Annotated in this window: 21 protein-coding genes; 13 read left to right on the top strand and 8 right to left on the bottom strand. The window is 71.2% G+C overall.

Annotated elements, in window-relative coordinates; translation table 11 throughout:
- On the top strand, window positions 1-1,790 hold a 1,790-nt coding region (locus D7W82_RS24100), incomplete at its 5' end, for a DEAD/DEAH box helicase (RefSeq protein ID WP_147439503.1).
- A gap of 54 nt (window positions 1,791-1,844) precedes the next feature.
- Here the strand turns inward: D7W82_RS24100 and D7W82_RS24095 are convergent.
- Both D7W82_RS24095 and D7W82_RS24090 read right to left on the bottom strand, forming a co-directional pair.
- Entirely contained in the window at window positions 1,845-4,688 is a 2,844-nt protein-coding gene (locus D7W82_RS24095; RefSeq protein WP_233587907.1) for a type 2 lanthipeptide synthetase LanM family protein, read from the bottom strand.
- Window positions 4,689-4,820: 132 nt separating this feature from the next.
- On the bottom strand, window positions 4,821-5,018 hold the full coding sequence (locus D7W82_RS24090) for a DUF6229 family protein (RefSeq protein WP_120620589.1): 198 nt from the start codon (window positions 5,016-5,018) through the stop codon (window positions 4,821-4,823).
- A 378-nt stretch (window positions 5,019-5,396) separates the two neighbouring features.
- On the opposite strand from D7W82_RS24090, the gene D7W82_RS24085 reads away from it, so the two are divergent.
- Entirely contained in the window at window positions 5,397-6,869 is a 1,473-nt protein-coding gene (locus tag D7W82_RS24085; protein ID WP_147439501.1) for a hypothetical protein, read from the top strand.
- Between the two features lie 15 nt (window positions 6,870-6,884).
- The gene (locus tag D7W82_RS24080; protein WP_120620587.1) at window positions 6,885-8,258 is read left to right on the top strand and encodes a metallophosphoesterase; all 1,374 of its coding nucleotides are present in this window, start codon (window positions 6,885-6,887) and stop codon (window positions 8,256-8,258) included.
- Window positions 8,259-8,267: 9 nt separating this feature from the next.
- Here the strand turns inward: D7W82_RS24080 and D7W82_RS24075 are convergent, their stop codons facing one another.
- The gene (locus D7W82_RS24075; RefSeq protein ID WP_233587906.1) at window positions 8,268-9,467 is read right to left on the bottom strand and encodes a sugar MFS transporter; all 1,200 of its coding nucleotides are present in this window, start codon (window positions 9,465-9,467) and stop codon (window positions 8,268-8,270) included.
- A gap of 242 nt (window positions 9,468-9,709) precedes the next feature.
- On the opposite strand from D7W82_RS24075, the gene D7W82_RS24070 reads away from it, so the two are divergent.
- The 4 genes from D7W82_RS24070 to D7W82_RS24060 are packed head-to-tail and all read left to right on the top strand — an operon-like array spanning window position 9,710 to window position 11,273.
- Complete coding sequence (locus tag D7W82_RS24070) at window positions 9,710-9,958, top strand: MerR family DNA-binding transcriptional regulator (protein ID WP_120620585.1); 249 nt, start codon at window positions 9,710-9,712, stop codon at window positions 9,956-9,958.
- Complete coding sequence (locus tag D7W82_RS42205; RefSeq protein WP_255417285.1) at window positions 9,958-10,083, top strand: hypothetical protein; 126 nt, start codon at window positions 9,958-9,960, stop codon at window positions 10,081-10,083. The genes D7W82_RS24070 and D7W82_RS42205 overlap by 1 nt, the downstream gene beginning before the upstream one ends.
- 22 nt (window positions 10,084-10,105) lie before the next feature.
- Window positions 10,106-10,783 carry a hypothetical protein gene (locus tag D7W82_RS24065; protein ID WP_233587905.1) on the top strand — a complete coding sequence of 226 codons (678 nt, stop codon included), beginning with the start codon at window positions 10,106-10,108 and terminating at the stop codon, window positions 10,781-10,783.
- Between the two features lie 13 nt (window positions 10,784-10,796).
- Window positions 10,797-11,273, top strand: coding sequence for an SMI1/KNR4 family protein (locus tag D7W82_RS24060; protein WP_120620593.1), 477 nt, complete (start codon window positions 10,797-10,799; stop codon window positions 11,271-11,273).
- A 16-nt stretch (window positions 11,274-11,289) separates the two neighbouring features.
- Here D7W82_RS24060 and D7W82_RS24055 read toward each other — a convergent pair whose 3' ends face one another.
- Complete coding sequence (locus tag D7W82_RS24055) at window positions 11,290-12,201, bottom strand: glutaminase (RefSeq protein ID WP_120620583.1); 912 nt, start codon at window positions 12,199-12,201, stop codon at window positions 11,290-11,292.
- Between the two features lie 70 nt (window positions 12,202-12,271).
- Between D7W82_RS24055 and D7W82_RS24050 the strand changes: the two genes are divergently transcribed.
- Both D7W82_RS24050 and D7W82_RS24045 read left to right on the top strand, forming a co-directional pair.
- Window positions 12,272-13,666 carry a S9 family peptidase gene (locus D7W82_RS24050; RefSeq protein WP_120620582.1) on the top strand — a complete coding sequence of 465 codons (1,395 nt, stop codon included), beginning with the start codon at window positions 12,272-12,274 and terminating at the stop codon, window positions 13,664-13,666.
- A 106-nt stretch (window positions 13,667-13,772) separates the two neighbouring features.
- Window positions 13,773-14,402: a dihydrofolate reductase family protein gene (locus tag D7W82_RS24045; RefSeq protein WP_233587904.1), complete on the top strand. Its 630-nt coding sequence runs from the start codon at window positions 13,773-13,775 to the stop codon at window positions 14,400-14,402.
- A 13-nt stretch (window positions 14,403-14,415) separates the two neighbouring features.
- Here the strand turns inward: D7W82_RS24045 and D7W82_RS24040 are convergent, their stop codons facing one another.
- Window positions 14,416-15,177: a ParA family protein gene (locus tag D7W82_RS24040; RefSeq protein WP_120592215.1), complete on the bottom strand. Its 762-nt coding sequence runs from the start codon at window positions 15,175-15,177 to the stop codon at window positions 14,416-14,418.
- 212 nt (window positions 15,178-15,389) lie between these two features.
- Between D7W82_RS24040 and D7W82_RS24035 the strand changes: the two genes are divergently transcribed.
- From D7W82_RS24035 to D7W82_RS24020, 4 genes are all read left to right on the top strand, one after another.
- A complete protein-coding gene (locus tag D7W82_RS24035; protein WP_120620581.1) occupies window positions 15,390-16,226 on the top strand; it encodes an MBL fold metallo-hydrolase in 837 nt (278 codons plus the stop codon).
- Window positions 16,223-17,821: a sigma 54-interacting transcriptional regulator gene (locus tag D7W82_RS24030; protein WP_120620580.1), complete on the top strand. Its 1,599-nt coding sequence runs from the start codon at window positions 16,223-16,225 to the stop codon at window positions 17,819-17,821. The genes D7W82_RS24035 and D7W82_RS24030 overlap by 4 nt, the downstream gene beginning before the upstream one ends.
- 170 nt (window positions 17,822-17,991) lie before the next feature.
- Window positions 17,992-19,413: a sugar porter family MFS transporter gene (locus D7W82_RS24025; protein ID WP_120620579.1), complete on the top strand. Its 1,422-nt coding sequence runs from the start codon at window positions 17,992-17,994 to the stop codon at window positions 19,411-19,413.
- Window positions 19,414-19,544: 131 nt separating this feature from the next.
- Complete coding sequence (locus tag D7W82_RS24020) at window positions 19,545-21,335, top strand: DUF4215 domain-containing protein (protein WP_120620591.1); 1,791 nt, start codon at window positions 19,545-19,547, stop codon at window positions 21,333-21,335.
- Window positions 21,336-21,350: 15 nt separating this feature from the next.
- On the opposite strand, the gene D7W82_RS24015 is transcribed toward D7W82_RS24020, so the two are convergent.
- From D7W82_RS24015 to D7W82_RS24005, 3 genes are all read right to left on the bottom strand, one after another.
- Window positions 21,351-22,253 (bottom strand): hypothetical protein, encoded by a 903-nt coding sequence (locus D7W82_RS24015; protein ID WP_120620578.1) that lies wholly within the window; start codon window positions 22,251-22,253, stop codon window positions 21,351-21,353.
- A gap of 110 nt (window positions 22,254-22,363) precedes the next feature.
- Complete coding sequence (locus D7W82_RS24010; protein WP_120620577.1) at window positions 22,364-24,694, bottom strand: serine/threonine-protein kinase; 2,331 nt, start codon at window positions 24,692-24,694, stop codon at window positions 22,364-22,366.
- A gap of 17 nt (window positions 24,695-24,711) precedes the next feature.
- Window positions 24,712-26,382 (bottom strand): adenylate/guanylate cyclase domain-containing protein, encoded by a 1,671-nt coding sequence (locus tag D7W82_RS24005; RefSeq protein WP_120620576.1) that lies wholly within the window; start codon window positions 26,380-26,382, stop codon window positions 24,712-24,714.
- Window positions 26,383-26,535 lie beyond the last annotated feature (153 nt).

The following is a 26,535-nucleotide window of genomic DNA, read 5'->3' as shown; positions in this document are numbered from 1 at the left end:
CCGCTGCCCCCGAAACGCCCTCCTTCGACGCCCTCGGGCTCAAGCCCGACCTCGTCGAGGCGCTGACGGCCCTTGGCTACGAAGAGCCCACCCCCATCCAGGCCGCCGCGCTCCCGCCGCTGCTGGCCCAGAAGGACCTGCTGGGCATCGCCGCCACGGGCACCGGCAAGACGGCCGCGTTCTCGCTTCCGCTCCTCCAACACCTGAAGCCCGGCGCCGCCGCGCCCCACAGCACCTCCGCGCTGGTGCTCGTGCCCACGCGCGAACTGGCCATGCAGGTGTCCGAGGCCATCCACCGCTACGGCCAGAAGCTGGGCGTCAGCGTGCTCCCGCTCTACGGCGGCCAGGAGATTGGCCGGCAGCTGCGCGTGCTCAAGCGCGGCGTGGACGTCATCGTGGCCACGCCGGGCCGCGCTTTGGATCACCTGCGCCGCAAGACGATGAAGCTGGACCAGGTGCAGACCGTGGTCCTGGACGAAGCGGACGAGATGCTCGACATGGGCTTCGCGGACGACCTGGAGGCCATCCTCTCCGAGACGCCCGAGAATCGGCAGACGGCGCTGTTCTCCGCCACCCTGCCCCCGCGCATCGCCAGCATCGCGGAGCGCCACCTGCACGAGCCGGTGCGCGTGCGCATCGAGAAGGAGAAGCTGGAGGCCGGGGAGATGCCCCGCGTCCGGCAGACGGCCTACATCGTGCCGCGCGCGTTCAAGATCGCCACGCTGGGGCGCGTGCTGGACCTGGAGTCCCCCACCGCCGCCATCGTGTTCTGCCGCACGCGCACGGAGGTGGATGAGCTCACCACGTCCCTCAACGGCCGGGGCTGGCGCGCGCACGCGCTGCACGGCGGCATGAGCCAGGAGCAGCGCGACCGCGTCATCAAGCAGTTCAAGTCGCAGGCGGCGGACCTGCTCATCGCCACCGACGTGGCGGCGCGAGGCCTGGACATCCCCCGGCTGACGCACGTGGTGAACTTCGACGTGCCCAACGCGCCGGAGGCCTACGTGCACCGCATCGGCCGCACGGGCCGCGCCGGCCGCGAGGGCGTGGCCATCACCCTGCTGGAGCCCCGCGAGCACCGCCTGCTGCGCAACATCGAGCGGCTCACCGGCCAGCGCATCGAGGTCACCGCGGTCCCCACCGTGTCGGACCTGCGCGCGCGCCGGCTGGAGATGATCCGCTCCTCCCTGCGCGAGACGCTCGTGGGCGGGGAGCTGGATGCGTTCCGCGGCATCGCGGAGGACCTGTCCGGCGAGTTCAGCGTCATGGACGTGGCCGCCGCCGCCATCAAGCTCCTCCAAGAGAAGGAGGACGAGGGCAAGGACTCCGCCGAGCAGGAGATTCCCCAGATGTCGGCGCCCGCGGAGCGGAAGTTCCCGCGCACGGAGCGCTCCGGGCCTCCGGGCCGGAGCGCGGACCGCGGCTCCGAGCGCCCGTCGCGAGGCCCCCGCACCGCCGACCGGGGCGAGCGCGCCGAGCGCGGCGAACGGGCCGAGCGCGGCGAACGGGCCGAGCGGGCCCCCGCGCGTGCCCAGCGCGCGCCGGAGTGGAACGTCACGCGCCTGTTCATCGGGGCGGGCCGCACCGCGGGCATGCGGCCGGCGGACCTGGTGGGCGCCATCGCGGGCGAGGCGGGGCTCGAATCCTCGCGCATCGGCGCGATCCACATCGCGGACATGTACTCCATCGTGGAGGTGCCGGAGCCGGATGCCGCGCGCATCATCTCCGCGCTGAAGGGCTCCACGCTGCGCGGCCGCAAGGTCACCGTGCGCCGCGACACCCGCGACTGATGTCCCGGCTGACGTCACCGGCCTCCCGTCACGGGCGGGCCGGTGACGCGCGCCTCAGAGCGCGTCCGGATCCATGTCCGGCGCGCGTCCCAGCAGCAGCGGCGACACGAGCCGGCTCTCCGGGTGCATGCGCAAGAGCGTGTGGATGACGCCGCCCAGCCCCGCCATCAGCCCGGGCGAGAAGGCATCACGGGCGAGCCCCGCCACCGGGCCCCGCGCCTCCAGTCCGGAGATGAGCTCCGCGTCCAGCGTCTCCCGGTCCTGTGACAGCGGCTCTGAGGACAGCCGCCGCGCCGTCTCCAAGAGCTCCCACAGGCCCAGGTCGCCGTGGCACAGGGTGTGGGTCCAGCCGAAGCCCTCGCGCACGGCCGCGGCCCGGGCCCGCTGGAACAGGTCCCCGTAGCGCGGCATCCCCGTGCGCGCGAAGAGGTCCGCCGCCGCCAGACCGATGCCCGTGCTCCCGTGGCACCAACTCGTCAGTTGATCCGTGGCGTCCGGGCGGCGCAGGTCCGTCCAGTTGCCCAGGTCCGGCCGGTAGAGTCCGTCCACGAAGTCGAAGGCGCGCTCGGACAGGCTCCGCCACCGCCGCCGGTCCGCCGCCGTCCCCGCCGCGCTCAGGCCCAGCCGGGCCAGCGCCCAGCCGATGCCCGCCGTGCCGTGCGCGAAGCCGCCGATGGGCTCCGGGAACATCGACGTGGACCACCGCGCGTCCCCCGCCACGCTCCGCGCCGTGTCCTCCAACCGCTGTCCCGCGTGCGCGGCGAGGTCCAGCCACTTCGGTTCGCCCGTCTGGTCCACCAGGTTGAGCAGCGGGACGATGACGCCCGCCACGCCGCCCAGGACCTCCAGCAGTCCGTCCGCATCCAGCACCTGGGGCGTCAGCGCCGCCGCGCGCGCGCGGGCCCGGTCCAGCGCGCCGGGGACGGTGCCCAGGTCGTGCAGCGTGGACCAGATCCACACCTGTGACGCGAGCCCGGCGAAGCCCCCCGGCGACTTCACCGGCACGCGGTCCTCCGTGGCGCGCAGCACCGCGAGCGTGCCTTCCAGCAGCTCGGGCAATCCCTCCACCGCGTCCGCGCGGCCGTGGCGCACCTCGCGCAGGTACTGGGCCAGCACCACCGCGACGCCGCCCTGCCCGCTGTAGTGCTCGGCGGAGAGCGGCCGCACCGCCCAGCCGAACTCGGCGAGTACCGGGCTGATCCATGTGGCCGTCCCGTCAGGCCCGCGAACGGCCGCGTCGCTCACGCGGCGGACCAGCTTGGACAGCTGGGCGCGGCGCCGCGCATCCAGGCGTTCGCGGCGTGCGGGCGTGGCCGGCGCGGGGACGCGCGGAGGCACGGTCTTCTCGTTGAGGTAGGCGCTGATCAGCGTGCTCTGGATGGTCATCTCCTCCAGGGACTCATCCACGGAGCGCCATGCCTCCAGCGTGCCGTCAAGCACCCTCCGGGTCACGGGCTGGGTGAACACGGGGATGTCGCCCACGCACAGGTCCGCGAGCTCCTCGTCGATGACGGACGTCGTGGCGGGCGCGCCGGGGGACACGCCGGCGTTCTTCCGCAGCACCTCCCGTGCCCGGGCGTGGGCCTTGGGCGCGTCGTACAGCGAGGCCGGGTGCCAGAGCATGCGCAGCAGCTCCGCGTACGTCTGCGTGGGCCGCAGGATGCGCCGGACCACCGCGCCCGTGAACGGCTCCAGCAGCGGGCGCAGCCCCCCGTGCGCGTCCAGCGTCTTCATGCGCGCGGTCAGCTCGTGGAAGCCCTCCACGACCTGATCCCAGTGCCGCGCGAGCACGGGGTCCGGGCTGGGGTGATTCTTCGCGTGCGGGCGCTCCAGCAACGTCATGCCCAGGCGGGCGCGGTCCGTGCCGCCGCCGACGATGAGGGGCGCCGGGACGCGCGGCTGCTGTCCCGGGAGCGAACCCGCCGCGGAGATGTCCAGGCCGCCCAGGCCCGGGCCTTCGCTGCGCACGGGGAGCAGGCCCGTGCGCAGGACGGTGCCACGGATGGCCTTCGCGGCCAGGTCCACCGCGAGTCCGCGCTCCGCCGGAGGCACGGGCGGATCAGGGGCGAAGAGGCTCTCCACGTCCACCACCACGGGCACCGGCCCGTGCGCGATGAGGTTCTCCGAGTGCAGGTCCGTGCCGCCCAACAGGCGCATCACCGCGAGCCAGTGGCCCAGGTTCCGGTAGAAGCGCGCGAGCTCGGCTTCGCTCGTACAGAAGCGGTGCTCCACGAACTCCGCCCAGCCATAGCCCGCGCGCACCAGCACGGACGGCACGCGGATCCGCGTGGACTCGGCGTCCGGCGCCAGCACGCGCGCGAGCAGGCCCTCCACCGCGCGATCCACGCGCATGCACCGGGGCTTGTAGAGCACCGTGCCCGCCTCCAGCTCCAGCAGCGCCACCGTCTGGCCGCCCCGGTGGGCATCCCCCTCCCCCAACCGCAGGCGCGTCAGCGCGCCGCGAGGGCGCCCGGGCAGGTCCGTCAGCGACTCCCGGTCCGCGACGAAGCGCTCCGCCAGCCGCAGCACCGCCTGGGTCTGGAGCCGGCCCAGCGTCGCCAGCCGCTCCAGGAGCGGCGGGTAGCGTCCGCGCAGGTGCGTGTGGAAGTCGGAGGAGCAGGCCTGCTCCAGGAACCGGGCCCACCGTCCCGCTGGGTCCGCGGCGTCGAGCCGTCCCTCCAGCGACGCGGCGTGCAGCTCCAGGAGGAGCACGCGGTTGAGCTTCAGCTGGGCGCTGAACCCCAGCGTCTCCCGCGCGGCGGCCTCCACCACGCCGCGCTCCGCCGGGGTGAGTCCTCCCATCCGTGACAGCCGCTCCGCGAGCGAGTCCAGATGCGGCGCCAGCAGGACGTTCACGGGGCGCGCGAGCCATCCCTCGGGAGGGACCTCGGCAGCCATCGACGCTTCCTCGTGGACCATGAGAGGGGGCTCCCTGGGGGTGGGGACCGGAGGTGGGAACAGCGGAAGAACCCTCCGGCACCGAGCACGGCGCCGGAGGGGAGATTCATGCGGGCGGGGGCCCGCGATGGATCAACAGCAGAAGCCGGTGGTGGAGGCGCTGCAGCTGCTGCAGCCCGTGTTCTCCACGAGGTTGGACTCCGTGAGCGCCTGCTCCGTGCGCAGACCTCCCACGAACACCGGGCCCGCCGGGTTCGTCATGCCATGGGACTCCTCATCACCGGACAGCCAGCCCTGCACGACATCGTGGACCGAGGCGTTCTTCGTCATGAGTGTTCTCCCTCGCGTCCGGACGGTCATGGCGAGGGGTGCCATGTGCGCCGGACGCGGATCGAACGTGAACACAGACACGCCCTTCAATGCCAGACGCATCAGGCCAAAGTCAGACACTTCACAATGACTTGCGCTCGCACGCCACAAGTCCAGCGAGGCTCGAACGGGACGTAAGGGATTGCCACCACGAACCGGACGGGCCCTGCCCGGGGGGACGAGGAGACCGTGGACCAGGTGACAGGCCGACCTCCGGGTCGCAGAGCGAGCCCGCCACGCGACAGCCGCCGCCGCGAACGACGGGGGCCTGACAGCCGGGCCCCTGTCCGCTCTTTCCAGGTCAGCAGGGAGGCCTAGGATGAAGAGGAGGAGGTGAACGTGGAGCGCCCCATCGCCAGCCCGGAGGATCCGCTGGTCTTCAACGGCATCGATGGCGTCACCGGGCAGTACCTGGTGCCGCCCATCGCGTTGCCCGCGGCCGCGGAGGTGGCGGAGCCTCGGGGTGAGGCCGCGTACTTCGAGGCCTGGAGGAAGTGGCTCGAGTTCCTCCCCATGCGTCTGAGCTTCGGCCTGCCGCCCGACGCGCCGCCGGAGGACTACACGAAGGCCGGCTGGGGCCTGGTGTTCCCCGCGTCCGCCTCCGACGAGCTTCGCAAGAGCCTGGAGCCGCTCCTCGCCCACCGGCGCGGGCGCGTGGAGGAAGCGGACCGGTGCCACGTCCTCACCTACCAGCCCGGTGAGACGGCGCACCAGTTCCTGGAGCGGCACGGCGCGCCCATTGGCGACGTGGAGCCGAGCGTCGTTCCCTATTACCTCCTGCTCGTGGGAGGGCCCGACGTCATCCCGTTCGACGTGCAGCACTCGCTCTCCCTGTCGTACGCCGTGGGCCGGCTCTCCTTCGACACGCCCGCGGAGTACGCGCGCTACGCGGACAGCGTGGTGGCGTATGAGACGGGCGCTTCCGTGCCCAATCACCGGCAGGTGAGCTGGTGGGGACCCAAGCACCCCGGGGACCGCTCCACGGAGCTCAGCGCGGACAGCCTCATCGCACCGCTGGCCCGCGGCGCGCCGCTGGATCAGCCGCCCCAGCTGGCGAAGACGGTCGCCGCGAAGGCCCGCTATGCCAGCCGTGACGCCATCGAGGACGACGCGACCCGCGAATGGTTGCTGTCCGCGCTCCATGGCCGGGACGTGCGCCCGGCGGTGCTCTTCACCGCGTCCCATGGCGTGGGCTTCAAGGCGAATGATCCGCTCCAGCTCACGAAACAGGGCGCCCTGCTGAGCCAGGACTGGATGGGCTTTGGTGCGATGGCCCCCGCGCACTACGTGGCCGCGTCGGACATCCAGGACGACGCGCGGCTCCATGGCCTGGTGGCGTTCTTCTTCGCCTGCTTCGGCATGGGCACGCCCGCGAACGACGAGTTCCCGCTCACGGCCTCACGCAGCGGCGACGCGCTCGCGAGCGCGCCCTTCGTCGCGGCCCTGCCCCGGCGGCTGCTGGCGCATCCCAACGGCGGCGCGCTGGCGGTGATTGGCCACGTGGAGCGGGCCTGGGGCTTCTCCATCAAGCCCCTGCAGATGACCCAGACGACCATCCACCCGTTCCGCAACACGCTCTGGAAGATCATGGCGGGCATGCCGGTGGGCCACGCGCTGCGCGACTTCCGCGACCGGTTCTCCGCCGCCAACAACATCCTGCTGACGCACCTGGATGCCAACACGTCCAACGGCAAGCTCCAGCCGCGTGAGCTGCTGCACCGGTGGATCGAACGCAACGACGCTCGCAACTACGTGGTGCTCGGCGATCCCGCCGTGAGCATCCGGCACAACGACCTGCAGGCGCTTCCCTGAAAGGAGCATCGACCCATGCGAACGCTCATTCTCAGCGACCTCCACCTCGGCAACGGTGGCCCCTACGACATCTTCGCGGGCGCCGCCGAGCTGCCCGCCCTCTTCGACTCCTTCACCCGCACGCCCACCCACGTCGTCCTCAACGGGGACAGCTTCGACTTCCTGCTCAACGACGACCCGCTGGCGGTGGATCCCCAGCGGACGCTGGAGCAGGCCCGCGCGCTGGTGACGTCCGCTCCAACGGCGCCCGCGTTGAAGGCGCTCGGGCGGGTGCTGGCCGCGGGGGGCCGGGCGACGATGGTGGTGGGCAACCACGACCTGGAGCTGGCGCTGCCGGACGTCCAGGAGGTGATCCGCTCCGCGCTGGGCCAGCCCGCGGAGGTCGCCTCGCGGCTGGAGTTCCGGGACGGCACCGCGCCCCTGCAACTGGAGGTCGGCGGTTCGCGCGTGCTGGTGACGCACGGTGAGCACACCGACGTGGCGAACCGCATCGACTACGCCTCGCTGCTGTCGTCGGAGCGGGCGAGCCGCTTCCGCTATCCGCCGGGCTCGGTGCTGGTGAAGACGCTGCTCAACCCGCTCAAGCACCAGCACCGCATGCGGTACATGGACCTGCTCAAGCCGGACTTCGAGGGCGCGGTGATGGTGGCGCTCGGCGTGAAGCCTGACGCGCTCAAGGTCCTGTTCAACGCGGGGACGCTCACGCTCATCCGGCGCCTGCTGGAGAACCGGGGCCTCGCGCCGGCCTTCGCGCTGGAGCCGATGGACGCGGTGGGCGCGTCGGACGCGGACGCGCACCTGGCGCGCAGCCTGGCGCGAGTGGACCTGAAGGACGACGAGGTGGACGCCCTGCTGTCGGTGCTCGACCCGGAGAAGCTCAACGCCTTCGACAACCCGGAGGCCCTGGGCCGCGCCCGGCTGAAGCTGGCCAAGGCGGGGTTCGCGTTCTACGCACGCCTGCACCGCGCGGTCGCCGGAAGGACCGGCACGGACTACTTCGCCCTGGAGCCCGGCAAGGACGAGCTCGCGGAGACCGCTCGGCTGGGCAAGAAGTACAACCCGCAGGCGGTGGTGATGGGCCACACGCACGCGGCCCGCTGGCACGAGGGCCATGGCCCCCTCTACGCCAACACCGGCACGTGGATCTCCCTCCTGCGGCTCCCCGCCCCGGAGGCCTCCGACGAGGAGTGGAGCGAATACCTCGCGGAGCTCCAGGGCAATCCGTCGCTGGACCCGGTGAAGCAGCGGCACGCGAGGCTGGAGCAGCGCTTCACCTTCGTGGAGGTGGAGCCGCACGCCTCCGCGCGGGGCGCGACGCTGCGGCTGTCCCAGTGGACGGAGCAGGGCCCCAAGACGCTGCGCAGCGCGGACCTTCCGGCCGGGAGCTGAGGTCCGCGCTCAGCGGGAGATCTGGGGGCGGTCCGCCACGGCGGACAGCACGCCGTGCAGCAGGGCCAGCACCACCGCCACCCCGAGCATGTACGGAGCGATGAACTGAAGGCCCCATCGCTCCGCGATGATACCCGCGAGGCTGGGCAGCGCCGCCACGCCCGTCGTCGCCGCGCTGACCTGGAAGCCCACCGCGTGCGCGGAGACATCCAGCCCCACGCGGCGCGGCGTCTCCGACATCAGGGCCGGGAAGATGGGCGCCAGAGCGAGTCCCAGCAACGCGAGCCCCAGCGCGGGCGGCACGGCGGGGATCGCGAACAGGGCCGCGCCCACCACCGCCAGCACCGTGCTTCCGTGCAGCATCCGCACCGGCCTGAGGTGTTCCACGACGAAGCCTGACAGCACGCGCCCCACCAGCAGGCTGCCCCAGTAGATGCTCACGCAGGTGCCCGCCGCGGCGGTGTGCAGGCCCCGGCCTTCGGTGAGCACGGTGAAGCTCCACTGGCCCGCCGTCACCTCCACGCCCGTGTAGAAGAAGAACGTGAAGATCTGCAGCCACACGCGGGGCCGGCGCACGGCCTCCATCGCGGACGAGGTGATCACCTCCGCGCGAGGCTCCTCCCCCGGCGCTCCCACCGGCGCGTCCCACAGCCGGCGCATCAACAGGAACGTCAGCGCCAGGGACCCCAGCACCCCGGCGAGGACGGCATAGCCGGTCCTCCAACCCGCCCCCCGAGCAAGCAGCGCGGTCATCAACACCGGCCCCATGGCGGCGCCCACGCTGTAGGCCGCATGCAGCCAGGCCATGTGCTTGGGGCCGAAGTTCTGGGCCGCGTAGTTGTTGAGCGCGGAGTCGATGGCGCCCGAACCGAAGCCGATGAAGCAGGCCGCGGCCAGGAACAGCACGAACAGCGGCACCGTCGCGTAGCCCGTGAGCCCCAGCGCCACCGAGCCGGTGCTCAACGCCAGCAGCAGCCCCAGGTTCAGCGCCCGCATCAGCCGGCCCGCGAGCAACCCGGAGGTGAAATAGGCGACCGCCGCCGTCCCCAGGATGGCGCCCATCGCCGCCTGCGACAGGCCGAATGTGTCGCGCAGCGACGGCCACGCGACCCCGAGCACCGCGTCCGGCAACCCCAGGCTGACGAAGGCCAGGTAGGCAAGCGTGAGGAGCGCGGGACGCGGACGGGGCACGGGCGAAGACAGGCTCACGCGGCGCACCGTAGATCGCGGTGGAGCATCCCGTGGGGACATCGAGGTCACATTCCCCCGCCGGGGTCTTGACCTTGACACCCGTGGCAGGCCCGAAGCTCTCGGCCATGGAGTCTTCAGGGATGAGAAGGAAAGAACCCGGCCGGGACGCCCCGCCGGGAGCGGACCGCGGAAACCTGTCCGACTGTCGGACAGGTTTTGAATCAGGTCGGCCGGGAGGGGGCCGCATTCAGGATCGCAGGATGAACATCGGAGAACTCGCCCGGCGCACGGGCAGCAGCGCGCGGTCCATCCGCCACTACGACAAGGCGGGGCTCCTCGCGTCCCACCGCCGAGACAACGGCTATCGCGACATCGACGAGGTCGACGTCCCCCAGGTCATGCATGTGGCCCGGACGATCCGCCTGTGCTTCTCCCTGGAGGAGATCGCCACCTTCCCGCCGTGTGATGTGCCCAGGGCCGCGCCCAGGTCTCCGCGCTCCAGGACCTGATGATCCGCGAGGCGGACACCTTCACACCCGGCGATACCTTCACCGTGGACACGCTGGACACGTCACACTCGCCCTTCGCATCCCAGTCCCAGAAACTGGTCGCGCTGCTGGACGGATTGCGCTGAGCTGCGGGTTCGGAAAGCAGGCGTGTCGGTGCCGACCGATACCGTGCCCAGCATGACAACCACGATCAAGGCCTCACGGCGCCGCGTTGCTGTGCTGCTAACTGGAGTGCTGTCCTTGTCCTTGTCTGCATGTACCGAAGGCGCCATGGGATCGGCGGCCGGCGTACGAAAATGGGTGGGGCCGCAAGTCACGGTCCCAGGCGGCGGGCAGTTCAGGACAAACATCTTCTACGGCCCGTGGCAGTGCAGTCCGCAACTCATGAACTACTGCCGCGACAAATGCTCCGGGGAGGGATACGCACTCCAAGGCTGCATGTGGCTCGCGGACGTGAAGATGGACTTCGACGGCAACATGTTCAGAGCGGGGAGTCGGTTCGGCATCGACAACTGCTGCTGTAACTACCCAGCCCTGAGCGTCAGCCAGAACGCAACGGCACGAGGCCGCTGGGAGTCCATCCGAGATGGATTCCGCGAGCGATGGGCGGAGAAGTTCGGCCAGTGGCCTGCTGATTCCAGTGGGAACAACTACCCGGCCCACCACATCCGCGACCTCAAGCACGGCGGCAACCCGACCGACTGGGACAACATCATCCCCTATCCCGCCGACCTCCATTCCGGCCTGAATCAGGTCTACAACCAGTGCTACGCAGGACAACCCCCGTGGACGAGCGTCGGGGTCAGCCATCCCTACGGAGAGTAGCCACATGCCGACGATGACCGAACTCCTCGACGCGGTGGCGGCCCAGCACTTTCCGCATCCGCCCGCGACGGTGGCGGCAGTCGAGGCGTTCGAACATCGAATGGGATGGCGCCTGGATCCGGACCTGCGTGCTTTCTACACACGCTTTGATGGAGCCAGGCTGTTTCGTGGCTCCAACGCGCCGTACCAGATCCTGCCGCTTGCCGAGGTGCGTCGCGCACGTGTCGTCATGGCCCAAGCCGACACGGACACGGCGGGTCCCTCGGATTGGTACGCGGTGTGCCAGCTCCAGGACAGCAACTATGTGCTCCTGGACGTGGGGCAACAGACGCATGGGCGCTATCCGCTCCGCGACGGCTACCGCGAGGGATTTCCGGACCCCTACTACTGCCCGGTCATTGCCCGCTCGTTCGCGGAGTTCCTGTCGGGCGCACTGGCGTCCGGTGGGCGGTCCTTTTGGCTGAAGGCCCTCGAAGTTCAAGGCGAGTGACCCCGATGCCGCGGCCTCAGAAGATGGACAGGCCGGTCAACGTCGTGAACCGGTCCAGCGCCTCCACGCCCGCCACCGAGTTGCCCCGCGCATCCAATCCGGGGCTCCAGACGCACAGGCCGCAGCGGTTGGGGATGACGGCGATGATGCCGCCGCCCACGCCGCTCTTGCCCGGCAAGCCCACGCGGTAGGCGAACTCTCCCGCCGCGTCGTAAGTGCCGCAGGTGAGCATCACCGCGTTGACCTGCTTGGCCTGGCTGCGCGTAAGCAGCCTCGACCCGTCCGCGCGCTGTCCATGCCGGGCGAGGAAGCCACAGGCCCGGGCCAGGTCCGCGCAGCTCATCGCCAGCGAGCACTGCCAGAAGTAGTGCTCCAGCACCTCCGGGACGGCGCCCTCCATGTTGCCGTAACTCGCCATGAAGTGGGCCAGCGCGCGGTTGCGGTGCCCGTGATCCGCCTCCGACGCCGCGATGACCGGATCGAAGTCCACGGACGGGTTGCCGCTCTCCGCGCGGAGGAAGTCCCGCAGCGTGCCGCGCGCATCCCCGGTGAGCCGCTGCAACCGGTCCGTGATGACCAGCGCCCCCGCGTTGATGAACGGGTTGCGTGGGATGCCCTGCTCGTACTCCAGCTGTACCAATGAGTTGAACGGGTTGCCCGACGGCTCCTTGCCCACGCGCCTCCACAGCGCATCCCCGTCCCGCGCCAGTGCGAGCGCCAGCGTGAACACCTTGGAGATGCTCTGGATGGAGAACGGCTCGCGCCAGTCCCCCACGCCATACACGTCCCCCTCCACCGTCGCGAGCGCCATGCCGAAGCGGCGCGGGTCCACCGCCGCCAGCGCCGGGATGTACGTCGCCACTCGGCCCTGCCCCACCACCGGCCGCACCGCGTCCCAGACCTCCGACAACACCGCCTGGTAGTCCATGTGCCGCCATCCTCGTCCGGAAAGGACGGGGACGCTTTCAGAAATTCCGCGCCGCGGTGTCTGCTGGGACATGCGCTTGTTCTCGACCACGTTCCTGGCCCTCACCCTCCTGGGCTCCATCCCCACCGCGTGCTGCAGCAACCCCAGCCCGTCCACCAACGCCTGCCAGCCCCCGGAGGAAACGCCAACGGACCCGGGCTCGGTCCAGGTGACCCAGCTCGGCGCCGGGGAGTTCAGGGCCGCGGACCAGACCTGGCCCTATCAGCTGCTCAAGCTGGAGGTGCCCGGCCGCGCCGCGACCTATGCGCAGTGGTTCCCACCCCGGAAGCCGGGCGTGTCCCCCACGGTGGTGCTCACCAAGCCCTATGACGGCATCGCCTGGACCGGGGAGGCCGTGGACGCGAAGTGGGCCGCGCGCGGCGCCGGCATCCACCCGGACGACAGCGAGCCGCACTACGGGCCGGGCTCGTCGCCCATCGCGTTCACGCCCACCACGCCGGAGCTCATCGCGGGCGAGGCCTTCATCCACCTGTTCCATGACTTCGGCGTGCTCGCCGTCTTCGGCCGCTTCTACGCGGGCGGCGACCTCCAGAATGACCGCGACGACATGAACGCGGGCATGCGCTTCCTGGCCCAGGCCCCCAACGTGGACACCACGCGCATCGGCATCTTCGGCGGCTCCTGGGGTGGCTACGAGGCGCTCTACGCCGCGGCGGACGCCCCCTCCACCGTGGTGCCCGCCGTGGGCGTCGCCCTGGCCCCGCTGTCCGACTTCGCCGCGGAGGTGGACTACGTGAGCCGGTGGGTGCCCGCGCGCGTGAGCGACCCGGCCATGCGCTCGCGCTACCAGCAGTTCTTCGAGCCCTACTTCCGCCGCATCTACGCCACCACCGGCGGCGACCCCGTCACCCCCGGCACGGACTACACGCGCTGGACCGCCGCCCACCTGGCCAGCACCGTCCAGACGCCGTTCCTCATCCTCCACGACGACTGGGACACGCTCATCCCCGTGGAGCACACGCGCGCGCTCGTCGCCCAGGCCCCGCAGCGCTTCACGCCCATGTACTTCCAGAACCTCCCGGCCTTGGACTGGAACACCCTTCCGCCGGACCACGGCCCGCTGCTCTCCGCGCACGGCAGCGTCGTCATCACGCTGAGCCTGGGGCACCTGCTCGTGACGCTGGGCGCGGCGGAGCACCCCCTCTACGTCCCTCACGCACAGGGCACCGTGCGCACGTGGTTGCAGGGCGTGCGCGCCGCCCAGGAGCAGGGCCGCGACGTGAGCGACGTGGTGCCCCGCCTGCAGGAACTCACCGACCCGCGCGTGCTGATGTTCGAGCCCACGCTGGGAGCGCTCCAGCCGGGCGCCGCCTTCATCGCCCAGGAGCTCAACGCCGTCTGGGGCACGAGCCTCACCGACGCCAACGTGCGCTCGGCGCTCGGTCCCGGCCTGCCCAAGCCCTGAGCCAGCGCATGCCCGCCCCCCATGGCACCGGAAAATGCCGGCATGTCGATCCACGCCCGGGCCATTCGTCGCCAATTTGGACGGGCGAATGGACTGCCCCGAAGGGATGGATGCGATCATGGAGCTGACGGTGACGGAGTTCGTGACGCTGGATGGCGTGGTTCAGGCTCCGGGCGGCCCGGGGGAGGACACGAGCGGCGGCTTCACCCATGGCGGGTGGGTGCAGCCGCATTCCAGCGCGGAGCTCGGCGCGCACATCGTCGACATCTTCAGTCGAGCGGACGCGTTCCTGCTCGGGCGCGGGACCTATGAAATCTTCGCCAACTACTGGCCGCGGGTGACGGCCCCGGACGACCCCATCGCCGGGCCGCTCAACACGCTGCCCAAGTACGTGGCGTCCACCACGCTGCGCCGCGTGGAGTGGGCGAGCTCAACGCTGTTGGAGGGGAACGCGGTGGAGGCGGTGCGCCGCCTCAAGGCCTCGCCTGGCCGCGAGCTGCAGGTGCATGGCAGCTGTGGCCTGCTGCAGACCCTGCTGGAGCATGACCTGGTGGACGTGCTGCATCTGCACGTCATCCCCGTGACGATTGGCAGCGGCCGGCGCCTCTTCGGAACGGGGACGCAGCCTCGCACGCTGCAGCTCGCCGGGTCGCAGGTCACGCCCAAGGGAGTGGCGCTGCTCACCTACCGTCGCGCCGGTCCCCTGCGGGTCGGCACCATCGGACAAGAGGATTGATGCATCTCGCGCGTCAGCGCAGGCCCGCGAGCTTCGCCAGCTCGCGGGCCATGGCGCGCAGCTCCTCCGCGCCCGCCGCGTTCGGGCTCACGTCGAACACCACCTCGTAGCCCAGGCCCGCCTGGTTGATGGCCTCCGAGCGCGGGACGCGGGCCTTCAGCACCGGCACCGTCACGTCCTTCAGCGCCTCCTCCATCGCGACGTTGGTCGCGGGCGTGCGCCGGTCCCACAGGTTCACCGCGGCCACCAGCTGGCCGCCCTCCTCACGCACGTCGCGCCACGCCGTCTCAATCTCGCCCAGCCCTTGCAGCGCGAACGCGCCCGTGGGCACCGGCGCCACCACCACGTCCGCGAAGCACAGCACGGCCTCCGTGAACGCGCCGATGCTCGGCGGCGTGTCCACGACGATGACGTCCGGCGTCCACGACAACGTCTTCAGCGCGCGCGGAATCGCCTGGAGCCGGTGACCCCAGCCGAACAGCTCGCGCTCCAACGCCGCCATGCGCGGGGCCCCCGGCGCGATGAACAACCCCTGCCGCTTCGGCGACGCGACCACGATCTCATCCAGCTTGTGCTTGGGCCGGGGACCGAACGCGTCCGCCACGCACGGGCCTTCCCGCGACTCCAGGCCCAGCACCAGCGACGCATGCGCCTGCGGATCCAGGTCCAACAGCAGCACCCGGTGGCCCGCGTCCGCCAGCGCCGCCGCCACGTGCGAACACAGGGTCGTCTTCCCCACGCCACCCTTGATGGTGCAGAACGCAATCGTCGGCATGACCTCGGGGTCTACCAGGAATCCCCCACGGCGCGGGGCCGCTCCGGATTGGACCGCCTGCCCCATCCGGAGCGCTCCAGAATGGAGCGGACCGCCCTGCCCCACCCCCGCCACTCCAATGATTCCAGCCCCTTGGCGCTGGCACCGGACGTGCTCTCTCCCCTCCACGTCAGGGCGCTCCCAGCGGGTGCCGGAGCATCAGGAGACTCACCATGGAAATCCGCTTCTTTGGCGTTCGGGGCAGCATCGCGGTGTCGGGCTCGCGCATCGGCGGCAACACCGCGTGCGTGGAGGTGACGAGCCAGGGCGAGCGGCTGATCCTCGACGCGGGCACGGGCATCCGGGCGCTGGGCGAGGTCATGATGCGCGAGGGCGCGCCGCGGAAGGCGACGATGTTCTTCTCGCACCTGCACTGGGATCACGTGCAGGGCTTCCCCTTCTTCACGCCCGCGTACCTGCCCACCACGTCGCTGACGCTGTACGGCCCCGGCGCGAACGGCGCCCAGGCGCTGGAGTCCACGCTGTCGCAGCAGATGCGCCCGCCGCAGTTCCCGGTGCCGCTGTCCACCATGCGCTCGACGATGTCCTTCGGCGCCGCGCTGCACGGCCACACCGTGGAGGTGGGCCCCTTCAAGGTGACGCCCATCGACGTGCCGCACCCGGACGGCTGCATGGCCTACCGCGTGGAGGCGGACGGCCACTCCTTCGTGTACGCCACGGACGTGGAGCTGCCGGAGCGCCTCACGCCGGACGTAGCCCGCCACTTCGAGGGCGCGGACGCGCTGTGCCTGGACGCGCAGTACACGCCCGACGAGTACGAGGGCAGGAAGGGCATGTCCAAGAAGGGCTGGGGCCACTCGACGATGATGGACGCGGCCAAGGTGGCCAAGGACCTGCACGCCGGGCGCCTCTTCCTCTTCCACCACGACCCGTCCCACGCGGACGAGCTGCTGGAGGACATGGCGCAGGAGGCGCGCGGCCTGTTCCCCTTCACCGAGCCCGCGCGCGAAGGCCAGCGCATGCTCCTGGGCCGCGCGGCGGGCGCATGAGCGCCGCGAGCCCGGAGCCGTGCGATAGACTGCCTCCAGCGCCCTTCTCACTTCCGCCGCTGCCCGCCGCCATGCCCTCGTCCCCGCCGGATGTGTCCCAGGTCCTGCTCCCCCTTGGCGGCCTCGTCGGGCGCGAGGTGGACCTGGACGCCTTCCTCCAGACGCTCGTGGACCGCATCGCCATCACGTTGCAGGCGGACCGGGGCACGCTGTGGCTGTTGGACCCGGTGCGCCGCGAGCTGTTCAGCCGCGCGGCGCACCTGCCGGAGGTCGCGCAGATCCGCGTGAAGCTGGGCCAGGGCGTGGCGGGCTACGTGGCGGAGGCCGGCGAGCCCGTGCACGTGCCGGATCCGCGCGGCGAGCGCCGCTTCTTCGCGGACATCGACCGGATGACGGGCTACCGCACCATCAGCCTGGCCGCGGTGCCGCTGCGCGACGCGGCGGGCGCCGTGTACGGCGTGCTCCAGGTGCTCAACCGCCTGGGCGGGGGGCCCTTCACGGAGGACGACACCCGGAAGCTCACCGACATCGCGGCGCAGGTGAGCACCGCGCTCCAGAGCACCAGCCTCTACCAGGAGCTCCAGCGCGCGAAGGATCAGCCGCAGGCCCCGGTGGGCTACTTCTTCAACCGCATCATCGGAGAGGCCCCGCCGCTCAAGGCCCTCTACCGCCTGGTGCAGAAGGCCGCGCCCACGGACGCCACCGTGCTGCTGCGCGGGGAGAGCGGCTGCGGCAAGGAGCTCTTCGCGCGCGCCATCCACGTCAACGGCCCCCGGCGCGACAAGCCCTTCGTGAAGGTGGACTGCGCGGCCCTGCCCGCCGCCCTCATCGAGAACGAGCTCTTCGGCCACGAGAAGGGCGCCTTCACCGGCGCCGACCACCGCGTGCCCGGCAAGTTCGAGGCGGCCGACGGAGGCACCGTCTTCATCGACGAGCTGGGGGAGCTGCCCCAGGCCGTGCAGGGCAAGCTGCTGCGCGTGCTGCAGGACCGCGAGTTCGAACGCGTGGGCGGCACGCAGGCCGTCAAGGTGGACGTGCGCATCGTCGCGGCCACCCACCGCGACCTGCCGCGCATGGTGGCGGAGGGCCGGTTCCGCGAGGACCTCTACTACCGCATCAAGGTCGTGGAGCTGCTCCTGCCCCCGCTGCGCGAGCGCGGCGCGGAGGACATCGAGCGGCTCGCCCGCCACTTCGTCGCCACCGCCGCGAAGCGCCACCGCCTGCCCGTGCCCCGCCTCGGCGCCACCGCGCTCGCCAGGCTCAAGCGCTACCGCTGGCCCGGCAACGTGCGCGAGCTGGAGAACTGCATCGAAAGCGCCGTGGTGCTGTCCGAGGGTGAGATCCTGGAGGAGCACCTGCCCCTGCCCGCCCTGGACCGGGCGACGTCCCCCTCCGAGCCCACCGCACCGGAAGCGCCCGCCGCCGCGCCGGACGCACCGCTCCTCCTTCCGCTGGCGGAGGTGGAGCGCCGCCACATCCTGCGCGTGCTGGAGGCCGTGAAGGGCAACCGCACCGCCGCGGCGCGCACGCTGGAGATCGGCCGCAACACGCTCGCCCGCAAGCTCAAGGAGTACGGCCTGGCGGACGAGGGCTGAGCTTCGAATCCTTCTCGGAGCCCGAGCCCTTCCCCCCAGCGGGCGGTCATTGGAGCGGCCGCCTGCCCGGGAGTGCCTTTCGGCGGGCATCGGGGGCACCTCTCCCCTGGGCCGTGGTGCGCACCCGCGAGGGCCGGACACGTGCCCATCCCAGGGGGAAGGAGCACGTCATGGCGGATGTCCTCGATGCCCGGTCGAGCGGGCCCCCGGCGCATCGGGAGGTGCGGACCGGCAGGCTCATTGGCATCTCCGTGGTGGCCGCCCTGGGCGGCTTCCTCTTCGGCTTCGACACCGCCGTCATCAACGGCACGGTCGCCGCCCTCAAGGCCGAGTTCGCCGCGAGCAGCCTGGGCCTGGGGCTGGCGGTGTCCTCCGCGCTCATCGGCTCGGCGGCGGGCGCCTTCGCGGCGGGGCCCTTCGCGGACCGCTACGGCCGCCGGCGCACGATGATGCTCGCGGCGGCGCTGTTCATCATCAGCGCCATCGGATCGGGGTTCGCGTTCTCCCTCTGGGACCTGAGCTTCTGGCGGCTGGTGGGCGGCCTGGGGGTGGGCTTCGCCAGCGTCGTGGCGCCCACATACATCGCGGAGATCGCCCCGGCGTACCTGCGCGGCCGCCTGGCGTCCCTGCAACAGCTGGCCATCGTGACCGGCATCTTCGTGGCCCTGCTGGGGGACTTCGCCATCGCGCTCTACGCGGGCTCCGCCTCCAACCCCACCTGGCTGGGCTTCACCGCGTGGCGGTGGATGTTCTTCAGCGGCCTGCCGCCCGCGCTCTTCTACGGCATCGGCGCGATCTTCATCGCGGAGTCCCCGCGCTTCCTCGTGGCCAGGGGCCGTGAGCAGGAGGCCCTGGGCGTGCTGCGCGACATCGAGGGGGACACCGCGCCGTCCAAGGTCGTGGAGATCCGCAACTCCCTGCGCACCCACTACACGCCGCACCTGGCGGACCTGAAGGGCGGCCGCTTCGGGTTCCTGCCCATCGTGTGGATCGGCATCGTGCTCGCGATGCTCCAGCAGCTCGTGGGCATCAACGTCATCTTCTACTACTCCAGCGTGCTCTGGCAGGCGGTGGGCTTCTCCGAACACAACTCGCTGGCCATCACCGTCATCACCAGCGTCACCAACATCCTCACCACGCTGGTGGCCATCGCGTTCGTGGACCGGGTGGGAAGAAGGCCCCTGCTGCTCATCGGCTCCGTGGGCATGGCGCTCACGCTGGGCCTGCTGGCGTATCTCTTCGGCACCGCGCCGTTGGATGCCGCGGGCAAGCCCGTGCTGCAGGGCGCGGCCGGCACCACCGCGCTCATCGCCGCCAACCTCTACGTCGTCTTCTTCGGCTTCTCGTGGGGCCCCGTCGTCTGGGTGCTGCTGGGCGAGATGTTCCCCAACCGCATCCGCGCGCTCGCGCTCTCCCTCGCGGCCATGGCGCAGTGGCTGGCCAACTTCCTGGTGTCCGCCACGTTCCCGTCGCTGCAGTCCGTTGGGCTCGGCTGGGCGTACGGCCTGTACGCCGCGGCCGCCGTGTTCTCCCTCTTCTTCGCCGCGAGGTTCATCCCCGAGACGAAGGGTCGGGAGCTGGAACAGATGTAGCCCCGCGAGACAGGGCCCTCCGCGGAAGCCTGTACACCCGTACGGGCTTTCTGCACTTTTACGCACCGGCTGGGTGAGAAAACACCTGTTCCATTTGACACGTGGGGTCACCGGCTTTCAGCATCTCCTTCATGCTGAAACATCCCGCCCCGTTCCCCCGACTCGCGAGCCTCCTGCTCGCTTCCCTCCTCCTCACGCTGACAGGCTGTCCGGACAACGGTGAAACGGACGATGACGGCGGCACGAGCGTCACGGACGGTGGCACCACCGATGGAGGCGACACGCTGCCCGACGGCGGTGGGTATGACCCGGGCCCCCAGATCTGCGGCGACGGCAAGGTCCAGAAGGGCGAAGCCTGTGACGACGCCAACACCGTGAGCGGCGACGGCTGCACGTTCGACTGCAAGGAGGTGGAGGTCGGCTTCGAGTGTCCCGAGTGGGGCCGGCCCTGCGGCATCGCGACGGCGTGCGGCAACGGCATCGTGGAGGAAGGCGAGGCGTGCGACGACCGCAACAAGGAGTCCAACGACGGCTGCACGGCGGACTGCTCCGCGGTGGAGACGGGCTGGTCCTGCCCCTTCCAGGGCCAGCGCTGCCGCGCGTCCGAGTGCGGTGACAAGATCATCGCCGGCGAGGAGGAGTGCGAGGACGGCAACAGCGCCGACGGCGACGGCTGCAGCAAGACCTGCCGCCTGGAGCCTGGTTACAAGTGCGATGCCATCAACCAGCCGTGCACGAGGACGACCTGCGGCGACGGCAAGAAGGAAGGCACCGAGCAGTGCGACGACGGCAACCACGACATGGGCGACGGCTGCTCGCCGCTGTGCGTGCTGGAGCCCCGGTGCGTGAACGGCACCTGCGAGGCCCGCTGCGGCGACGGCGTCATCCTCCCCGGCGACACCACCGAGCAGTGCGACGACGGCAACACCCGCTCCAACGACGGCTGCTCGTCCGACTGCAAGCTGGAGCCGGGCTTCGCCTGCTTCAACGTCAAGGGCACCCTGCCCAACGAGGTGGAGATCCCGGTCGTCTACCGCGACTTCCGCGGCAAGGGTCAGCCCGTCGGTGGCACCTACCCCGCCACCATCCACCCGGACTTCGACGACGCGAACGGCGCGGAGCAGGGCATCGTCGGGCCGAGGTTCGCCGCCCTCGGCGCGGACGGCAAGCCCGTCTACGCGAAGGAAGGCGTGGCCTCCGGCACCACCCACGGCAGGACGGCGTTCGACCAGTGGTACCGCGACACGCCCAACATCAACGTCACCGAGGTCGGCACGCTGAAGCTCGCCAAGCAGCCGAACGGCTCCTACGTGTTCGACGACCAGACCTTCTTCCCGCTCGACGAGAGCGGCTGGGTGGGCCTGGGCAAGGAGAACAAGCTCAACGACAACAACGGCATCAAGCGCAACTTCAGCTTCACCAGCGAGACGCGCTACTGGTTCGAGTTCAAGGGCAACGAGGTGCTGACGTTCCTGGGTGACGACGACGTCTGGGTGTTCATCAACCGCAAGCTCGCCCTGGACCTGGGCGGCGTGCACGGCGCCACCTCCGGCACGGTGTCCCTGGCGGACTCGGCCACCGTGGCCGGCCTGGGCCTGGTGCAGGGCAAGATCTACGAGGTCGTCGTGTTCCAGGCGGAGCGGCACACGTCCCAGTCCTCGTACCGGCTGACCCTGAACAACTTCGAGACCCAGCGCACCACGTGCGAGTCCACCTGCGGCAACGGTACGGTCGATCAGGGCGAGACGTGCGACACCGGCAACTCCAACGGCCCGGGCTACGGCAAGTGCAGCCTCACCTGCATCTGGAACGCCCGCTGCGGCGACGGCATCGTCCAGTACAACTTCGGCGAGACGTGCGACGACGGCAACACCAACGACCGCGACGCCTGCCCGAACAACTGCGTGATCGATCCGGGGTAGCCGTCCCGCCGGACCTCACAGGGTCCGGGCGAGCATGAACACGGCGGCCAGGGACAGCGCCCCGGCCGCCGCGAAGTGCCTCCAGGCCCGGCGGGACAGCTCCCCGCCGGTGCCCGTGGCCCCCTCCCCCAGCACCATCAGCGCCGGACGCCCGCCGCGCCCGCGCAGCGCATAGGTGCCGTCGCGGGACCCGCGCTGAAGCTCCCCCACCACCAGGCACGCCTCTCCGGGGACGCCCACACGCTCCCAGGACAGCGCCTGCGCGGGCGCCCCCAGCAGCTCCTCCCGGGTGAGCGCGGGCGGCGCCGGGCACCTCCGCACCTCCACCGGCGCCAGCAGCGCGGACGGCGCGAAGCCCACCGCCGCCCGCGTGCGCTCGCCCTTCAGCAGCAGCACCGCCGAGTACGCGCGCTCACGCGAAAGAAGCGGACCCTTGCGGCCATGCGTCCCCACCGCGTGCACCGCCGCGTCGTAGAAGGCGCACGGCACGCCGCCCGGCGACGTCAGCGTGTCCACCGAATCCAGCTGGCCCCGGTACACGCCGAAGCCCGGGGACCGCCCCGCGCGCAGGGCCTCCACCGCCTCATCCAGGGGCATGGGCGCGGTGCCGCGCAGCGCATCCGCCCGCAGGCGCACCCGGGCCCCCCGGGCGGACACCCCCGCGGCCAGCACCAGCAGCGCGCCGCCCAGCGCCTTCACCAGCACGTCCGGCGACACGGGCACCAGCGGCGCCCCGCGCATCCACGGGACGAAGAGCACCAGCCCCAGGGCCAGCGCCCCGAAGCCCGCGAGCATCCAGCGCGGCCGCGCGCCCACGGGCGTCCGCCCCAGGGTGAAGGTCGCCCAGAGCAGCAGGGCCAGTCCCACGCCACAGAGCGGCAGCAGGAGCACGCGCCCCAGGTCCAGGTCCACGGCCATGCCCCACCCCCGCCCGCGCGCCGGACGGCCCCGCGATGGCGGAGCCCGGCGGGAGCAAGGTGGGAACGGGCGGACGGGGCGGCAAGCCCCATCCCCGAAGGCCGCGGCGGCTACTCGGCGGCGACGCGGCGCACGGGGCGCTCCTGCAGCGGCCCCACGACCTTCAGGTCATCGAAGGTGCACTCCAGGTTGCGGCAGCCCAGGGCCAGCTTGCCCACGCGGCCCTCGAAGCCCGGCAGCACCTTGGAGGCGAAGAGCTTCTTGTTGAGGAAGGCGTCCACCCGCACGCCGCTCTTCTGCCGCTTGAGCTGGAGCTTCACCAGGAAGGGGCCCGTCTTGGGCACCGGCATCTCGTCCTGGACCAGGTTCTTGGTGTCCTCCGCGCTGTTGCCCACCACCTCATGCCCGTCGTCCGGGGAGAAGTAGCGCCACGACAGGCGCATGCCCGCGTCGGGGATGGCGAAGACGGACACCTGCACGTCGCGGATGCGGAACGCCAGCTCGCCGAAGTGCTGCCCGTCCTCCTCCACCGACCACTGCTTCCCCAGCGGGTTCACGTCCATCAGCACTTCGGCCGTGAAGTCGTCGCTCGTGAAGTAGCGGTGCGCCAGGTACGCGCGCGGCACCAGCTTGCCGTCCGCTTCCCTGCCCGCCTGCACGGCGCGCAGCTCGCCCTGGTCCATGGTCCACGTGCCGCTGTGGACGTTGAACTCCTCCTCGCCCTGCTCGAAGCCCAGCTCCAGGGTGGCGCTGGCCGAGCCGGCCGCGGGCGGCGTGAGCCTCAGCCCGGAGAACACCTCCCCTTCCGTGTTGGCCGGGAAGTGCATGACCGGAGGGACCGGATCCGACGCGATCGGCGTGGCGGTCAGGCTCCCGAAGCCCACGAAGGCGCGCACCGCGAAGCCCAGCACGGCCAGGCCGCCCACCACGGACAGGCCGGTGCGCACCCGGCCCCAGCCCGCGTGGAGCGCCTGCAGCACGGCGGTCTCGGCGGGCGTCGGGGACTTCATCGGAGCCACGTGCGAGGGCTGCGCGCGCGCCAGCGCCGACGCGGGCGCCACCACGTGCGGCGACGACGAGGCCGTCACCAGCGCCTCCAGCGCGTCGCAGACCTCCGTGGCGGTGGCGTAGCGGGCCTCGCGGTCCGTCTCCAGCAGGCGCTCCACCACCGGATCCAGGCGCGGATCCAGGCCGCGCACGCGCTCGGACGGCAGCTTGAAGCGGCCCACGGGCAGCTCGCCCGTGAGCGCCTCGTACATCATCACGCCCAGGGAGAAGAGGTCCGCCCTCCCGTCCACGTTCTTCGCGTCCCGGCGCTGCTCCGGGGCCATGTAGTTGAGCGTGCCCATGGCCACCGCGGTCGCGGTGAGCTGCTTCTGCGAATCCGGCTCGCGGATGCCGGCCAGCCCGAAGTCCGCCACCTTCGCGTGCAGCCGCCCGTCCAGCAGGATGTTCTCCGGCTTCAGGTCGCGGTGGATGATGTTCTTCGCGTGCGCGCACTCCACGGCGCGCGCCACCTGGAGCAGCACCTTCAGCGACTGCGCGGGCGTGAGCGGCTCTCTGCCGCTGAGCGCGTGGCGCAGCGACTGGCCCTCCACGTACTCCATGACGAAGTAGTAGTGCTCGCCCTGCACGCCCCGGTCGATGATCTGCACGATGTTCGGGTGGCTCAGGGCCGCGAGCGCCGTCGCTTCCTTGTCGAAGCGCGACACGAACTCCTCGTCCTTCGCCAGCCGGGGCGGCAGCACCTTCACCGCCACCGTGCGGCCCAGGGACCGCTGACGCGCGAGCCACACCTCGCCCATGCCGCCGCGCCCCAGCACCTCCAGGAGCTCCAGGCCCGGCAGCTGGGGCTTCTGGCCCGACAGCATCGTCTCCGCGTTCTCGATGTCGCGGGTGCCCGTGTGCGCCGGCGCGCGCGGGGCCTTCACCCCCAGCGACTCCGCGCGCACCAGCGTGGCGCTGATCAGCTCCGGCGCAGAAGGGTCCGCCGCGGACAATGCCACTCCGGCCGAAGGCGCGTCGCGGCCCTCCGCGGAGGCAGGCACCACCCCCGCGGGAACCTCGCCCTCGTCCGCCTTCCCCACGCCATCTGGTCGCGGGATGTTCATCGCGTTGCCCCCTGGGACGGAGCCGGCCCTCATCTCCTGTCCCACCGAGTCCTCCCTGCCGGCTCCAACACCCGGAGCAGCGGGAGGTGACTTCGATTCTGGCGGTTCGTCCGCCGTGCGCGGCGTGAACGTCACCGCGATGCCTGCTTCGTCGTGGCCCCTGTCGGCCGGCCGGATGCCCGACGGCTCGGCCGGGCGATGGATGCCGGACACGTCCGCGCGCCGCACCTCGAACCGGATGCCGCAGCGGCACGTCACCTTCTGGCCGCTCACGTACACCCGGGTGTCGTGCACCGTGCCGCAGTTGGGGCACGACTGGGTCGTCGTCATGGACGAGGGGCGCACCTTCAGCGCACCTTGCGGGAGGTGGAAGTGGTCAGCTCCGCGCCGTGGACGCGGAAGGTCTGCACGCCCTTCTCCTTGCCCTTCACCTGCAGCACCGGCAGCTCCTCCACGTCGAAGCCCGGCCCGGACTTGCGCACCGTGGCCTCCGACGCCAGCACCTCGCCGCTCTTCGCGATGCCGCACAGCCGCGACGCGGTGTTCACGGTGTCGCCAATGGCGGTGAACTCGTGCCGCTCCGCGCTGCCCATGTAGCCCACGACGGCCTGTCCGGTGTTCACGCCGATGCCCACCTCGATGGGCTTCTTGCCATCCAGCACGCGCTGCCGGTTGAGCTCCGTGACGGCGTCCTGCATCTCCAGCGCGGCCCTCAGGGCCCGGGCCGGATCATCCGGGTGCGACGACGGCGGACCCCACACCGCCATCACGCAGTCCCCGATGAACTTGTCCAGGTTGCCCTCGTAGCGGAACACCACGTCCGCCATGGCGCTGAAGAAGCTGTTGAGCATGGACACCACCTCCTGCGGCGAGTCGCTCTCCGCCAGGGTGGTGAAGCCGCGGATGTCCGCGAACAGGCAGCTCACCTCCGCGAGCCGGCTCTGGCGCAGGTCCTCCGTGCCGCCGTTGATCACCGCGTCCGCCACCGCCTTGGACAGGAAGCGCGACAGCTCCGCGCGCGTCACCGCCTCGTTGCGGATCTGCTCCGCCAGGGCCGCGTTCTCCAGCGCGATGCCCGCCTGCGCGGCGATGCCGGAGAGGATGGTCAGGTCCTTCTCCGAGAAAGCGTTGATCTGCTGGCGGCTGTCCAGGAACAGCACCGCCATGATGTCGCCGTTGACGAGCAGCGGCACCGCCATGGCGGAGCGGATGCCCTGCGCCACGATGCTCTCCGCGGCGGAGAAGCGCTCGTCGATGATGGCGTCCGCCGTGAGCACCGCCTTGCCCGTCTCCACCACGCGCTTGAGCACGGTGTCCGACAGCATGACGTTCACCTGCTTGCCCTGCCGGTGGTGCACCGCGGCCGGGATGAACTCCCCCTGCGGGCCCACCTTCAGGATGACGCCGTGGTCGGCCGCGAGCAGCTCGAAGGCCACCTTGAGGATCTGTTCGAACAGATCGTCCTGGGTGCCCTTCAGGCTCACCTGCCGGTGGAACTCGTGGACGATGCGCAGCTTCTCGTAGTCGCGGCGCAGCGCGGCCGTGTCCGTCACCTGGTCGGCCGGACGGAAGTTCTGCGGCACCTGGTCCATCTGCGCCAGGAAGGCCGGCATGGAGACGGCGTTGGCCACCACCGTCACGCCCGGCAGCGTGGGCGGGTTGTTTCCGCCGGGCGCGGCCTCGCCGCTGTGGAAGACGAGCCGCGAGGAGCCCAGGGCGATCTCATCCCCGTCCTTCAGGCGCATCTCCCCCGTCACCCGGCGCCCGTTGACGAAGGTGCCGTTGGACGAGTTGAGGTCGCGCAGCACGAAGTCGCGCCCCACCTTCTCGATGGTGGCGTGCTCCTTGGAGACCTCGCGGTCCACCAGCCGCAGCGTGTTGGAAGGATGGCGGCCGAGCGACGTGGTGGGGCCCAGGGGAAACTCCCCCAGCGTCCCGTCCGCGAACCGCCCCGTCAGGTGCGGCCCGCGCGGGTGCGACCCGGACCTGGGCGGGAATGGGGCGGGTGCCTGGTTCACGCGCGAATCCTCACCGGCCCGGACACTACCAGAGCCTTCCGCCCCAAAGGAACGCTCGCGAAGCGCCCCTGGGTCCATGCCGCCAACGCCCTGCACGGCCGGTCAGTCCCCGCCCCCACGCTCATGGGGAGGGCGGGGCCAGCGTCCCCGGGG

This window comes from Corallococcus sp. CA049B, assembly GCF_003611685.1.
Taxonomy (GTDB): Bacteria; Myxococcota; Myxococcia; order Myxococcales; family Myxococcaceae; genus Corallococcus; species Corallococcus coralloides.
This window is presented reverse-complemented; position numbering and strand designations above follow the sequence as displayed.